The organism is Pseudomonas sp. 2822-17, from assembly GCF_002742485.1.
Lineage (GTDB): Bacteria > Pseudomonadota > Gammaproteobacteria > Pseudomonadales > Pseudomonadaceae > Aquipseudomonas > Aquipseudomonas cyclaminis.
In genome coordinates this window covers 44,672-58,680 of record NZ_LJRZ01000760.1, presented here as the reverse complement: position 1 = coordinate 58,680, position 14,009 = coordinate 44,672, and the positions used below count along the sequence as shown (strand labels likewise).

At 63.1% G+C, this 14,009-nt stretch carries 12 protein-coding genes; 7 read left to right on the top strand and 5 right to left on the bottom strand.

What is annotated here, in order from left to right; all coding sequences use genetic code 11:
- Nucleotides 1–4: 4 nt before the first annotated feature.
- A complete protein-coding gene (gene ycaC, locus AOA60_RS26705; RefSeq protein ID WP_095015792.1) occupies nucleotides 5–622 on the top strand; it encodes an isochorismate family cysteine hydrolase YcaC in 618 nt (205 codons plus the stop codon).
- Between the two features lie 180 nt (nucleotides 623–802).
- On the top strand, nucleotides 803–1,684 hold the full coding sequence (locus AOA60_RS26700) for a LysR family transcriptional regulator (protein WP_099586886.1): 882 nt from the start codon (nucleotides 803–805) through the stop codon (nucleotides 1,682–1,684).
- On the opposite strand, the gene AOA60_RS26695 is transcribed toward AOA60_RS26700, so the two are convergent.
- Together AOA60_RS26695 and AOA60_RS26690 are read right to left on the bottom strand one after the other, a co-directional pair.
- A complete protein-coding gene (locus tag AOA60_RS26695) occupies nucleotides 1,671–2,708 on the bottom strand; it encodes an AraC family transcriptional regulator (RefSeq protein WP_099586885.1) in 1,038 nt (345 codons plus the stop codon). The two genes, AOA60_RS26700 and AOA60_RS26695, sit on opposite strands and share 14 nt — an antisense overlap.
- Nucleotide 2,709: 1 nt before the next feature.
- A complete protein-coding gene (locus AOA60_RS26690; RefSeq protein WP_099586884.1) occupies nucleotides 2,710–3,624 on the bottom strand; it encodes a GGDEF domain-containing protein in 915 nt (304 codons plus the stop codon).
- 416 nt (nucleotides 3,625–4,040) lie between these two features.
- Here AOA60_RS26690 and AOA60_RS26685 point away from each other — a divergent pair, with 416 nt between their 5' ends.
- From AOA60_RS26685 to AOA60_RS26665, 5 genes are all read left to right on the top strand, one after another.
- The gene (locus AOA60_RS26685) at nucleotides 4,041–6,554 is read left to right on the top strand and encodes a TonB-dependent receptor (protein ID WP_099586883.1); all 2,514 of its coding nucleotides are present in this window, start codon (nucleotides 4,041–4,043) and stop codon (nucleotides 6,552–6,554) included.
- Nucleotides 6,555–6,698: 144 nt separating this feature from the next.
- Entirely contained in the window at nucleotides 6,699–8,564 is a 1,866-nt protein-coding gene (locus tag AOA60_RS26680; protein WP_099586882.1) for a phytase, read from the top strand.
- Between the two features lie 46 nt (nucleotides 8,565–8,610).
- Nucleotides 8,611–9,303, top strand: a complete 693-nt coding sequence (gene tolQ / locus AOA60_RS26675; RefSeq protein WP_099586881.1) for a protein TolQ — start codon at nucleotides 8,611–8,613, stop codon at nucleotides 9,301–9,303.
- Between the two features lie 14 nt (nucleotides 9,304–9,317).
- On the top strand, nucleotides 9,318–9,764 hold the full coding sequence (gene tolR / locus AOA60_RS26670; RefSeq protein ID WP_099586880.1) for a protein TolR: 447 nt from the start codon (nucleotides 9,318–9,320) through the stop codon (nucleotides 9,762–9,764).
- Entirely contained in the window at nucleotides 9,761–10,525 is a 765-nt protein-coding gene (locus AOA60_RS26665; protein ID WP_099586879.1) for an energy transducer TonB, read from the top strand. Before tolR ends, AOA60_RS26665 begins: the two co-directional genes overlap by 4 nt.
- Nucleotides 10,526–10,546: 21 nt before the next feature.
- Here AOA60_RS26665 and AOA60_RS26660 read toward each other — a convergent pair whose 3' ends face one another.
- Genes AOA60_RS26660 through AOA60_RS26650 form a run of 3 tightly spaced genes read right to left on the bottom strand, consistent with a single transcriptional unit; the run spans nucleotide 10,547 to nucleotide 14,009 of the window.
- Nucleotides 10,547–11,494: a D-isomer specific 2-hydroxyacid dehydrogenase family protein gene (locus tag AOA60_RS26660; protein WP_099586878.1), complete on the bottom strand. Its 948-nt coding sequence runs from the start codon at nucleotides 11,492–11,494 to the stop codon at nucleotides 10,547–10,549.
- Nucleotides 11,491–12,669: an acyl-CoA dehydrogenase family protein gene (locus AOA60_RS26655; protein WP_099586877.1), complete on the bottom strand. Its 1,179-nt coding sequence runs from the start codon at nucleotides 12,667–12,669 to the stop codon at nucleotides 11,491–11,493. Before AOA60_RS26655 ends, AOA60_RS26660 begins: the two co-directional genes overlap by 4 nt.
- The gene (locus AOA60_RS26650; RefSeq protein ID WP_099586876.1) at nucleotides 12,666–14,009 is read right to left on the bottom strand and encodes an LLM class flavin-dependent oxidoreductase; all 1,344 of its coding nucleotides are present in this window, start codon (nucleotides 14,007–14,009) and stop codon (nucleotides 12,666–12,668) included. Before AOA60_RS26650 ends, AOA60_RS26655 begins: the two co-directional genes overlap by 4 nt.

The following is a 14,009-nucleotide window of genomic DNA, read 5'->3' as shown; positions in this document are numbered from 1 at the left end:
ACCCATGACTTACAAACGCTTGAACAAAGATGATGCCGTTGTCCTGTTGGTCGATCACCAGACGGGCCTGATCTCCCTGGTCCAGGATTTCTCCCCCAACGAATTCAAGAACAACGTGCTGGCCCTGGCCGACGTGGCCAAGTTCTTCAACCTGCCGACCATCCTCACCACCAGCTTTGAAAGCGGCCCCAACGGTCCGCTGGTACCTGAGTTGAAAGAACTGTTCCCGGACGCGCCGTACATCCCGCGTCCAGGCCAGATCAACGCCTGGGACAACGAAGACTTCGTCAAAGCCGTCAAGGCCACCGGCCGCAAGCAGATCATCATTGCCGGTGTGGTGACGGACGTGTGCGTAGCGTTCCCGACCTTGTGCGCCCTTGATGAAGGCTTCGAGGTATTCGTGGTCACCGATGCTTCCGGCACCTTCAACGAAACCGTGCAACAGGCCGCTTGGGCACGCATGACTGCCGCCGGTGCGCAGCTGGTGAACTGGTTCTCCGTGGCTTGCGAGTTGCAAGTGGACTGGCGCAACGACATGGAAGGCCTGGCCAACCTGCTGTCGCCGCGTATCCCCAACTATCGCAACCTGATGAACAGCTACTCGGCATTCACTACCAAGTAACCTGCTCTCAAGCCTGTAGGTAATCCCTTGTGGGAGGGGGCTTGCCCCCGATTGCGGTGTGTCAGTCTGAATATTTTTGACTGATCCACTGCTATCGGGGGCAAGCCCCCTCCCACATTTGATTTGTGGTGTTGCGACCATCCAGTTATAAATCAGCCCATCGTCTACCGAGAAGCGACAATGAACCCCTTCGAAGACATGCGCCTGTTCTGTCAGGTCATGGAATCCGGCAGCTTCACCGCCGCCGCCGAACAGCTGGGCCTGTCCAAGCAGTTCGTCAGCCGCCGCCTGATCCAGCTGGAAGATCGCCTCGGCGTGCGTCTGCTCAACCGCTCCACGCGCCGGCTGGATGTCACGCCGCTCGGCCAGAGCTACTACGAATCCGCTTTGCGCCTGCTCGGTGAAGTCGAGCAAGTGGAGCAGGGCATCGCCGGTCAGAACAGCGAGCCACGGGGCACCATTCGCCTCAGCGCGCCGTTGTCATTTGCCATGGCTCACCTGGGTTGCCTGTTGCCGTTGTTCTTGCAGCGCCATCCCCAAGTGTCGGTGGAAGTCGACCTCAGCGACCGCCCCGTGGACCTGATCGGTGAAGGCTACGACCTGGTGCTGCGGATCGGCACCCTGGAAGATTCCACTCTGATTGCCCGCCGTATCGCCAGCATCCAGCGGGTGTATTGCGCCAGCCCCGACTACCTGGCCCTGCGCGGCACTCCCGTGCAACCCGACGACCTGGCTCAACACGACTGCCTGCCTTACGGCCACGGCCGCCAGGTGCAATGGCGTTTCAAGGGCAAAGTGCAGGCGCTGAACGTCAGCGGCCGCATGCGGGTCAACAACGGTGAACTGTTACGCGACACGGCCATTGCCGGCCTGGGCGTCACCTACTTGCCGACTTTTATCGTCGGCGGCGCCTTGAAGGACGGTAGCCTGGTCACGATTCTCGACGACTTCGCCCCCGAAGCCCTGACCCTGTCGGCGGTGTATCCCCAGCATCGACAAAGCTCACGGCCGGTGCAGGCGCTGGTGGAGTTCCTGCGCGAGCGCCTGGCTAGCGGCTGTTGAACAATTGGCGGATCAGGCTCGGCGTACTGCCGGTCCAGCGCTTGAATGAGCGCCGAAAGTTCGCCGCATCATTGAAGTTCAGGTACGCCGCCACTTCATCATTGCTATAGCCCTTGACCTGGTACAGGTGCAGCGCCACCTGCTTGCGCACCCGGTCCACTTGCTGCTGAAAGCCAGTGTCGTGTTTGTGCAGCTTGCGCTTGAGGGTCGCCGGGCTCATGGCAAAGGCCTGGGCCGCCTGTTCCAGGCTCGGCGGCTGACGCACCTGCTCGCGCAGGTAGTCGTAGAGGCAATCGAGAAAACTGCCGGCAAATCCCAGTTGTTCGATCTGTTCCCGGGCCTGTCGGCGCGCAACCTGGCCGGCGGTGGCCGAAGCCCCCGGCCAGGCGCGTGTGAGGTGCTCGCGGGGGATGCACATCATGTCCAGTGGGCGCTCGAAGCGCGTGTCTTCGCCCAGGTGCACCCAATACTGTTCGACATACCGCGGTTCGGCATGGCTGAAACTGCACACCCACGGCAAGCGCTCGCCGCTGAGCCATTGGCTCATGGCAACCAGCGACGTCATGCTCGCCTCCAGCAAAAACCGCCACTGCTCGCCGGCCCCGCAACTGTCCAGCCAATACAGGTAGGCGTGGTGCTCATCCAGCTCCAGTTGCAGGGTGACCAAGGGGCTGAGCAGCACCTGTTGCTGGATCAGGATCTCCAGCGCCTGATGCAGATTCTGGGCATGGCCCAAGGCATGGCTGGCCGCACCGTAATAGCCGGGTAGCAAGCGTTGGCCGAACAGAAAGCTGCTGTCATCGGCATCCAGTAGCTTGCGACTGTTACCGATCAGCGCCAGGAATTGTTGCGGGCTCAAGCGCGCCGTGCCGGCGAGGATATCCTCGTGGAACAGCCCGGTGCCGCGCAGCAATCGGTGGCTGTCGATGTCACGGGACAGGGCCAGGTCGATCAGCGTGGCGGGTTGGTTGTGTCCTGGGATGAAGCGGCTGTCGGCCTCATACCAGTTGGTTTTTACCGCCATCTCAGGCGCTTTTCGCGAGAGGCTGCTTGGCCCTGGCCAGCGCCAGGTTCAGGCGCTTGAGCAGGTCCTGGGGCGGCTCGTCGAGGGCCATCACCACCGCCGTCGTCGCGCACAATTGCAGGCGTTCGCCCTGTTGCCGGGTCTTGTGGGCGAGGCCACGCACGGCGTGCTGCAACTCCAGGGCAAGTTCCTTGGCCTGGCGTTCGCCGGTATTGGGCAGCAGCACCACAAAGCGGTCGCCGGCCAGTCGACACAGCAAATCCTGACGACGCAGGTTGAGCAACAACAGATGGCTGAGGGCCTGGAGCACCGCGTCGCCCTCGGCATGCCCATAGGCCTGGTTGATGCCGGCGAAGTGATCCAGGTCCAACGCCAGCAACGACAGCGGTTGCTGCTGTTCGCGGCTGTCCTGCAGGCTGTCGGCGAGTTGGCGCTTGAGGTAATCGGCACCGGCCAGGGGCGTGAGCTTGTCGAACAGGCGATGTTCGCGGAACAGCCGTTCGCGTTTTTCCATCTGCGCGCTGATTGCCAGTTGTTCGCGGTGCCAATGGTAGATGCCGATGGTCAGCAGGATCATGCCCACCGGCATCGGCCCGGATTCGAGCCAGTGGTCCCAGGTGATGCTGTCGGGCAGGCGGATGAACTCGTCAAGGCTGTCGATCCACCACGAGAAAAAGATGCACGACAGCCCCAACGCCAGGTAATTGGTGACGCGCCCGGCGGGCCGGCTTTTGAGCACCAGGCCCAGCCACACCAGGGCGAGCAGGGCGGAACCGCCTTCGCCGATGATGTCCAGCCAAACCCACTCGCTGACGCTTTTCAATTCGCCACAGGCCAGGTGCAGGATCAGCCCGAGGTTGGCGGCGATCAGCAGCAAGGCGAGTTTCCAGCGGTGGGGTTTGAGCACGGAAAACATGGCCGCGAGTCCTTGGGGAAATAAGCGATGGGCGCCAGCACAGCAGATGGATGTGACGGTTGCGTGACGGTGGAGGAGGGTCGAATCAGCTCATCTCACCTACGCCGCAAATTGAAAAATGTGGGAGGGGGCTTGCTGTGGTGAGGGGGCTTGCCCCCCGACGGGTTCACTGAGGATCCTCTGGGTCTGCTTCGCAGACCAGCGCGGGGCAAGCCCGCTCACCACAGCAAGCCCCCTCCCACATTTGAACTCCACAGGTCATTTCAGCTCATTCCAAGTCGAGAGCCCGTTGAAACCCCCGGTTTACGGGCCCCGCCGCCAACCCCTGTCACAGAACCGTCATCCCCCACCCCTAGCTTGCCCTCCCAGTTGCCGGGCCACTTGCCTGGCGCCAACGGATTCTTGGGGAGGATTTCATGTACAAGCGCACCGGGCTCGTCAGCTTCACGCTCACCGCCTTGGCCCTGGCGATTGCCAGCGAACGGTTGAATGCGGCCGAGGCCACCACCACCGAGCACGTTGAAGTGGTCGGCCAGGCCGCCGCCATTGATCAGGCGCTCAAAGAGCAGCGCAGCTCTGACAGCATCAAGAGCGTGGTGCATGCCGATGGCGTGGCCCAGTTGCCGGATGAAAACGTCGCCGAAGCGGTACAGCGTTTGCCCGGTATCAGCGTCGAGCGCGACCAGGGCGAAGGCCGTTTTGTCAGCGTGCGTGGCCTTGGCCCGGACCTCAACAGCGTGACCATTAACGGCACCCTGGTGCCCGCCCCGGAAAGCGCACGCCGCGCCGTGGCCCTCGATGTATTGCCGTCGGAACTGGTGCAATCGCTGTCGGTGATCAAGACCCTCACCCCGGACATGGACGCCAACTCCCTCGGCGGCACCGTCGATGTGCAAAGCCTGTCGGCCTTCGACCACAAAGGCCTGTTCTACACCGGCAGTACCGAAGCCAGCTACGACAAGAATACGAGCCAGACCAGCCCCAAATTTTCCGGTGCCGCGAGCAATCGCTTCAGCCTCGGCGACGGCATCGACAACTTCGGCGTCGCTGCGGCCCTGAGCTGGCAGAAGCGCGACTTCGGCTCGGACAACGTCGAAACCGGCGGCGCCTGGGACTTCACCGACGGCGCTAAACTCAACGAGTTTGAACAGCGCGACTACGACATCAGCCGCGAACGCGCCGGCGGTGGCCTGAACTTCGACTACAAGCCCGATGATCTGAGCAGCTACTACCTGCGCACCCTCTACAGCCGCTACAAGGACACCGAGACCCGCAACTCCACCAGCCTCGAATTTGCCGACCCCCAGGCCGCCGGTGAACTGGGCGATGCCGAAGCCAAGCGCAAGCTCAAGAACCGGGAGGAAACCCAGGAAATCCAGTCCTACGTGTTTGGTGGCGAGCGCATGCTTGGCCTATGGACGCTCAGCGGCCAGGCCGGCTACAGCCAGTCCAGCGAAGACAGCCCGGCGCATATCGCCGGGGCCACGTTCGACGGCGGCGACTTTGCCAACAGCGGTTTCTACGACAAGGACAAGCCACGCCCGATCATCGGTGCCGGCTTCTATGACCCCAGCAACTTCACTCTCGACAAGGTCGACTGGGAAAAACAGAACACCAAGGACACCGAGAAAAACCTGCGCCTGGACCTGGCCCGCGACTACGACCTGAGCGGCTACGCCTCCCAGGTCAAATTCGGCGGCAAGGTCAGCCGCCGTAACAAGGACAACGATCTGGAGGCCTGGGTCTACAAGGACTTCGACACCCTCGGCTACACCGCCGACCAGCTCAACCTGACCCAGTTCCAGAAGGGCAGCGTCGACTATCGCCTCGGTAACTACGGCCCCGGCATCAGCGCCAGCAGCATCAAGCAGTTGATCGGCAGCCTCAACGCGGCGGATTTCTACGACGAGACCGAATCCAGGGTCAACGACTTCACCATTCGTGAAGACATCAACGCCGGCTACCTGATGAACACCATCGATATCGACGACTGGCGCTTTATCGCCGGGCTGCGCTACGAGGGCACCGAGTTCGAAGCCAAGGGCACGGGCGCCACCGATGGCGTGTTCACTGCCACCGAGACCAAGCGCCAATACCACCACTGGTTGCCGGGCCTACATGCGCGCTACCAGATCGACAAGAACACCCAGGTGCGTGCGGCGTGGACCAAATCCGTGGTGCGCCCGACCTTCGGCCAACTGGCGCCGGGCTTTGTGATCGACGATGACGAAGCCACCTTCGGCAACCCGAACCTCAAGCCCTTGGAGTCGAGCAACCTGGACCTGGGCATCGAGCACTTCATGGGCCGCGCCGGCACCGTGTCGGCGTTCGTGTTCTACAAAGACATCAAGAACTTCGTCTACAACACCGACGTGGCCGGCACCGGCGCCTGGGCCAACTTCTCCGAGGCCCACACCTATGCCAACGGCGACAGCGCCAAGCTCTACGGCCTGGAACTGGCCTATTCGCAGAAATTCGACTGGCTGCCCGCGCCGTGGAACGGTCTGCTGATCGGTGCCAACAGCACCTTCAGCCGTTCCAGTGCGGATATCGAAGGCTTCGACGCCGCCAGCGGCACGAATCGCAAACGCAACATCAGCCTGCCCAATCAGTCGGACACCGTCGGCAACCTGATGCTCGGCTGGGAAGACGACAAACTCAGCCTGCGCCTGTCGGCCAACTACAAGTCGGCCTACCTCTATGAGTTGGCCTCGATCAACGACAAAGCCCACGACCTGCATGTGGATGCGCAGACCTTCGTCGATTTCAGTGCGCGTTACTCGCTGACCAAGAACCTGCAAGTCAGCTTCGAGGCCCAGAACCTCACGGACGAGTCGTACTTCGTCTACACCGGCCACCGCAGCTACAACGGCCAGTACGAAGAGTACGGCCCGACCTACAAAGTGGGCCTGACCTTTACCCACTTTTGAATCCAACCACTTTCCAAATGTGGGAGGGGGCTTGCCCCCGATAGCGGTGGATCAGTGAAAGATTGATCAACTGACACACCCTCATCGGGGGCAAGCCCCCTCCCACATTGGATCTCCATTGTTTTCGAAGGACTTTGTTTGTTCATGAGAATTTCCAAGCTGTACTTGCTGATCGCCCTGATCACCAGCGGCAATGTATCCGCTGCCGACCTGGCACTGACCCCTTGGGTACCCAGCCTGAACGCCGAAGCCGTGGCCTTCCTGCCCACTGGCGCCGAACGCCTGGCCGCCAGCACCCGCGACGGTCTGCAACTGCTCGACGCCAAAGGCGCTGAACTGACCCGCTTCACAGGCAACTTCAGCAGCCTCGATACCCGCGCTGGCGGTGCCCAAATCCTGGTCGCCAGCCTCGACAATGATCGGCAACAAGCGCTGCTGATCAACCTCGATCCCGCCAGCAAGACCTGGGGCAAGCCGCTGTACCTGCCGCCCCGCGATTACCCGGTGAACGGCCTGTGCCTGTACCGCGATTCGGCGGCCAACCTGTTTGTGTTTCTGGTCGGCGAAGAGGGCAAGGGCGAGCAATGGCTGGTGGGCAATGGCTCGACACTGCTGACCGAACCCCAGCGCGTGCGCGGGATCCCGTTGCCGCCGTCGGCGCAGTTCTGCCAGGTCGATGACGCTTCCAATCAGTTGGTGGTGAATGAAGAAAATGTCGGCTGGTGGGCCTACCCCGCGCACCCGGAAGCAGACGTGAAACGCACGCCGGTGGCCGTGTTCGACGATCCGAAGCGTGAAGCCGGCGCCATCGCACTGGTACCGGGCGGCCTGGTTGCGTTGGACCCGAAAACCGCACAGCTGCATCTGTTCCAACAGACCGGCGAACGTTGGGTCGAGCAATCGAGCCTGCGCCTGCCAGGTTTGAAAGAACCGGAACAATTGAGCGTCAACGGCCAGCAACTGCTGGTACGCGACGACGACAGCGGCAAGCTCTACCAGGGCAAACTCAACTGGCAGGCCAAACCGGTAGCAGCCGAGCCGGCGCTGCCGCAAGTCGCCGCCGTGCGTCAAACCGACCCGGTCGGCCGCCAGGGCGATGCGGCGGATGACCCGGCGATCTGGATTCACCCTGAGCAACCGTCGAAAAGCCGCGTGCTCGGCACCAACAAAAAACAGGGCCTGCTGGCTTACGACCTCGACGGCAAGCTGTTGCAGGAACTGGCAGTCGGGCGCCTGAACAACGTCGATGTGCGCCCCAACTTCAAGCTGGGCGCGCAGACCGTCGACCTTGCCGTCGCCAGCAATCGTGATCACAACAGCCTCAGCCTGTTCAGCATCGACCGCCAGAGCGGCGAGTTGCGCGAGGCCGGTGAAGTGCCCACGCCGCTCAAGGACATCTACGGCATCTGCCTGTACCAGCCCGCCAGCGGTGAGATCTACGCCATTGCTAACGGCAAGGACGGCACCTTCCTGCAATACCGCCTGAGTGCCCCGGATGGTCGCGTGCAGGGCGAGCTGGTGCGCCAGTTCAAGGTCGACAGCCAACCCGAAGGCTGTGTGGCCGACGATCAGCGCCAGCGCCTGTTTATTGGTGAGGAGGACGTGGGCGTCTGGGCAGTGGACGCCCGCGCCGATCAACCGGCCACGCTCACCAGCGTGATCAAGGTCGGCCCGCAACTGCATGCGGATGTCGAAGGCCTGGCGCTGTACCAGAGCGATAAACGCGACTACCTGGTGATCTCCAGCCAAGGCAACGACAGCTACCTGGTGGTGGATGCCGAGCCGCCATTCGCCATTCACGGCGGGTTTCGTGTCGGTCTGAATGCCGCCGCCGGTATTGACGGCGCCTCGGAAACCGATGGCCTGGAAGTCACCGCGATCAACCTTGGCGGGCCGTGGAGCCAAGGCATGCTGGTGGTGCAGGACGGGCGCAAGCGCATGCCCGAGCAAACCCAGAACTTCAAATTCGTGCCGTGGGCCGACGTGACCCGCGCACTGAAATTGCCGTGAACCGTCATCACCCGGTCATCACTTTTTAATCGAATAGGACATCACCATGCACGCGACGATGGAACATATGACGATCTGGGGCCTTATCAGTGACGCCAGCCTGTTGGTCAAGGCGGTCATGATCACTTTACTGCTGGCGTCGCTGCTCAGTTGGTACCTGATCATCCAGCGCGGCAGCGTCCTGCGCCGCCTGGAGCGCCAGTTGAACGGCTTTGTGCAGCGCTTTCGCGCGGCCCCCGACTTGCAACCGCTGTACCGCGAAACCGTGCAGGCAGGCGAGGGCGGGATTGCGCCGATCTTTATCGCCGGCGTCCAGGAATACCAGCACCTGCACAGCCATGACCCGGCGGTGCTCGAAGGGGTTGAGCGTGCCTTGCAGGTGGCGATCACCGAGCAGGAAATCGAGTTGGAAAAGGGCCTGCAGTTTCTCGCGACCGTGGGTTCGGTCAGCCCGTATATCGGTTTGTTTGGCACCGTGTGGGGGATCATGAATTCCTTTATCGGCTTGTCCCAGGTGCAACAGGCCACGCTGTCGACGGTGGCGCCGGGCATTGCTGAAGCGCTGATCGCCACGGCCATCGGCCTGTTTGCAGCCATCCCGGCGGTGATCGCCTACAACCGCTTCGCCGCACGCGGCCAGACCTTGCTCACTCGCTACTACGCCTTCGGCAACGAACTGCAAGTGCGCCTGCACCGTACCCTGCGCGGCGCGCCGATCAACCTGGCCGTGGCGGCCTGAACAGGAGCATTCCGATGTTAGTCAGGCCGCAACGCAAACACGGGCCCAAGGCCGAAATGAACGTGGTGCCGTACATCGACGTGATGCTGGTGCTGCTGGTGATCTTCATGGTGACCGCGCCGATGCTGACCCAGGGCGTGAAGATCGAGCTGCCCAAGGTCGCCGCCGAGGCGCTGGCCACCGATACCCGCCAGCAGATCCTGACGCTGTCGGTAAAAGCCGACGGCGGCTACTACTGGAACCTCGGCGGCGAGCTCGACACCCGCCACCAGACCGACAGCGCCGTGAGCCTGGACGAAATGGGCGCCAAGGTCATGCAGGTGGTAGCGGCGCGCAGTGACACCCAGGTGTATATCCGCGCCGACGACAATGCCGGCTACGGCAGTGTGGTCGCTGCCATGGCGGTGTTGCAAAAAGGCGGTGTGAGCAACCTGGGGCTGGTGACCGAGGCCCCGCAATGACGGCGATGATCATGCACAGTCCACAGCTTGCGATGGAACCCAGGGATACGTCCGGCGTGTGGCGCAACAGCTTCGCCGCCAGCCTGGCGGTGGCGCTGCACGCGGGCGTGCTGGCGGCGTTGATGGTGGGTTGGTCGACGCAAAAGCCGCTGGTGGAGGCGCCTCGGGTGATGCACACCCAGTTGGTCATGCTGCCGCCTGCGCCTGCGCCGGTGCCAGAACCGGTGGCCGTTGCACCCGCGCCGCCAGAGCCGGTAGTGGTCCCGGCGCCGGTCAAGCCTGCGGTGGACCCACAAATCCAGGCACAAAAGCTGGAGAAAGCCGCCTTGGCGCGTAAACGTGTCGAAGAAAAGAAGGTCGAGCAACAACAGGAACGCCTGGCGAGCGAGCAACGCAACCGCGAGCTGGAACAGCAACGCGTGGCCCAGGAGCGCCAGGCCGAAAAAGCCCGCGTCGCAACACCCACCCCAGCAGCGGCACCGGCTTTTGACAGCCGCCAATACCAGCCCCTGAGCAAGGAAGCACCGGACTACCCCGAGCGCGCCCTGGACAAGAACATCGAAGGCGATTGCACCCTGGAGTACAGCGTCAACACCCAGGGCCGCGTGGAAAATCCCAGGGTGCTGGACGGCTGCCATCCGTTGTTCATGCGGCCGTCATTGACGGCGGCGAACACCTTCCGCTATCAGCCAAGGATCGTTGATGGCAAGGCTGTTGCGGTGCCGGCGGTGCGCAACACGTTCCACTACCGCATCAAATAACACCAATATTTTTAAACTGCGTCAGGCGTTAACGAGATTTGCCAGTTCGGTACCCGAAATGTAGCGCTCCAGATTCGCCAAAAACGTATCGGCAATTTCATTGCGGCTGTTGGTCGAAATCGCCGACGTATGCGGCGACAACCTCACCCTTGGATGGCTGTACAACGGGTGCCCATCCGGCAACGGTTCCGGCTCGGTCACGTCCAGCGATGCCAGGCCGATCTGCCCGTTGTCCAGTGCTTCCAGCAGCGCCGCCTGATCAAGCAGGCCACCCCGCGCAATGTTGATTAAATGCAGGCCCGGCTTGGCGCTGCCCAACACGTCGCGGTCGACGATGTTGCGCGTCGCATCGGTCAGCGGCGCCGCCAGCACCAGGTGGTCGGCGCGGGCGAACAGGTCGTGGATGTCCCTTGCCGCTTCAACCCCGTCGACCCCGAACGGCGTCGGGCTCTGGCGCAGCGCCACCACGTTGATCCCCAATGCGTGGGCCTTCTGCGCCAGGCTTTCACCAATCGCACCAAAGCCGAGGATGCCCAAAGTGGTGCCCTTGAGTGGACGCAGCGCGGTGAAATTCCACTGTGAGTCTTTCACCCAGATGTCCGGCAAGTGCTTGGACGCGGCAAAGATCGCCGCCAGGGCGAACTCGGCGAGGTTGTCGGCGGCGCTGCCACGGGAGGTCGTCACCGGCGGGCCATTGAACAGCCACTGCGGGTAGAAATCGATCCCCGACGACACCAGGTGCACCCATTTCGCGGCGTACGGCCAGCCTGGGGGCGGGGTGTCCAGGGCGGTGTAGCCGCGCACATTGATCGGGCGCAGCAGCAGGATGTTCGCGTGGGGCGGCAGGTCGCTGGGGACGCCGATGGGGACGTCGATCACCTGGGCCTTGGGGTGCAGCGGCGCCAGGCGTTCACGGATCACTTGATTGAAATCTTCGCCCAGTTGGCTGGCGATAATCACCTGAGTCATGTGCGTTCCTTCTGGCGTTGGGCGAACACGGCCTTGCCGACACCTTGCAGCACGGCGTCGTTCTGCGGGGTGTGGACGCGGCTGCACAGCACGTCGCGGTAGTGCCGTTGCAGGGGGCTGTGGCGTGACAGGCCGGGGTTGCCCGAGGCTTCGATGGCCAGCTCTACCGCACGGATGGCGTTGTTGGTGACCAGGTACTTCAACTGTGCGGCATTGGCCGCCGGGGTGTGGCCGTCGGCGGCGGCGTCGAGCAGGCTGCGGTTGGCAAACAGCAGGGTGTCGATATGCCCGACGGTTTCCTGGAAGCGCGGCAAGGTCGACAACGCCGCGCCGAGGTTGGAGGGCTGGCGCGCTTGCAGCCAGTTCACCAGCCAGTCCCGCGCGGCCTGGGCCACGGCGTCGTACACCGACGACAGCAACACCGCCATCCACAGGAATCCGTCGGCGTCCAGCTCCGGCTGCGGTGCGCTCCAGGGGCTGACACTGACGGCGTGGTCCAGCGGCACCAGCACGTTGTCGAGTACCACTTCGTGGCTGCAGGTGGCACGCATGCCCAGGTGATCCCAGGTGTCGATAATGGTCACGCCGGGGCTGGCCTTGGGCACCAGCCACGCGCCCACCAGCGGGTCGGCGTCATCACTGCGCGCCCACACGCTGAACCAGCTCAGGCCGTGGCTGCCGGTGGAGTAGAGCTTGCGCCCGCTGATGCGCCAGCCTTCGGCGGTGCGCACGGCGGTGGTCGCCGGCAGGCCGCCACGGGCCGGGGTACCGAGGTCGGGCTCGACGCGCAGGGCGTTGATCAGCGCGCCGTTGCGCACCGCGTCTTCGGCGACTTTCACGCGCAAATGCGGGGGCCAGGTTTTGCTGTCTTGCAGGCGTGTGTGTTGCAGGTATTGCATCACCAGGATCAGCGCAGTGGACGGCTCGCCCTTGGCAATCGCACTGATCGCCTTGCGCGCCTGGGCCAGGCTGGCACCGCCGCCGCCCAGGGCCTTGGGCACGGTGAGGGCGACCAGGCCGTGTTCCTGCAATCGTTGGAAGTTGGCGTGGGGGAAGGCGCCGCTGTCGTCGTACTGCGGCGCAGTACTGGCCAGCTCGGTGGTGAGGCGTTCGAGCAGGGCTTCGAAGTTGGCGACTTCCACGGAGCGTAGGCGACCGTTGAGGGATTCGCTCATGCCAGCGCCTCTTGCGGTTCTTCCACCTCGACGCTGTAACGGTTGGCCGGCACGTCCAGGCCCAGGTTATCGCGCAGGGTGTGGCCGCTGTACTCGGTGCGGAACAGCCCGCGCTGTTGCAGCACCGGTACCACCAGCTCGGTGAAGAACTGCAAGCCATCCGGCAGCACCGAGTTGACGATGAAGCCATCGCTGGCGCCGGTCTCGAACCAGGTCTGGATCGCATCGGCGACCTGCTCCGGGGTGCCGACAAAATCCCGCTTGGGCCGCGAGAAGCGCAGGGCCACTTCGCGCAGGGTCAAGCCCTCGTCGCGGGCCAGTTGCTTGATGCGGTCGGAGCCGCCTTTCTGGCTGTTGGACCCCAGGTCGCCGAGTTCCGGGAAGGGCTCGTCCAGCGGGTATTGACTGAAATCGTGGTCGTTGAACGGGCGACCGAGGGCGACGATGGCGTCTTCCACGGTGACCAGGTCCACGGCTTGCTGGTAGCGGCTTTCCACTTCGGCGGCATCGCGCCCGACAATCGGGCGGATGCCCGGCAGGATCGACAGGCTGTCGGCATCGCGGCCAAAGCCTTTGGCCCGGCGCTTGAGGTCCTGGGAGTAGGCCAGGCCTTCTTCGATGCTTTCCACATGCACAAAGATCGCATCGGCATGTTCGGCGGCGAAGTTACGCCCGTCTTCCGAGGTGCCGGCCTGGAAAATCGCCGGCTGGCCCTGGCGTGAACGCGCAATGTTGAGCGGCCCCTTGACCGAGAAAAACTCGCCCTTGTGGTTCAGCGCATGCAGCTTGTCCGGGCTGAAAAACTCGCCGCTTTGCTTGTTGTAGGCAAAGGCATCGTCCTCCCAGGAGTCCCACAGGCCCTTGACCACGTTCAGGTGTTCCTTGGCGATGCGGTAGCGCACGGCATGCGGCGGATGCTCGGCCTTGCCGAAGTTGTCGGCGGTGCCGCTGAGCCACGAGGTGACCACGTTCCAGCCGGCGCGACCGCCGCTGATATGGTCCAGGGATGCAAACTGACGCGCCACTTGGTAGGGCTCGGTGTAACTGACGGTCACCGTGGCGACCAGGCCGATATGGGTGGTCAGGGCCGCGAGGGCTGAAAGGATCGTCAGCGGCTCGAAACGGTTGAGGTAATGGGGGCTGGATTTGGCGTGGATATGCAGGCTGTCGGCGATGAACACGAAGTCGAATCTGGCGGCTTCGGCCAGTTCAGTCTGCTGCTTGTAGAAGCCGAAATCGGTACTGGCATTCGGTAGGGCCTGCGGGTGGCGCCATTCGCCCCAGCCGTGACCGACACCGTGGACCATTGCTCCCAATTTCAAATGACGTGGCTTGCTCAT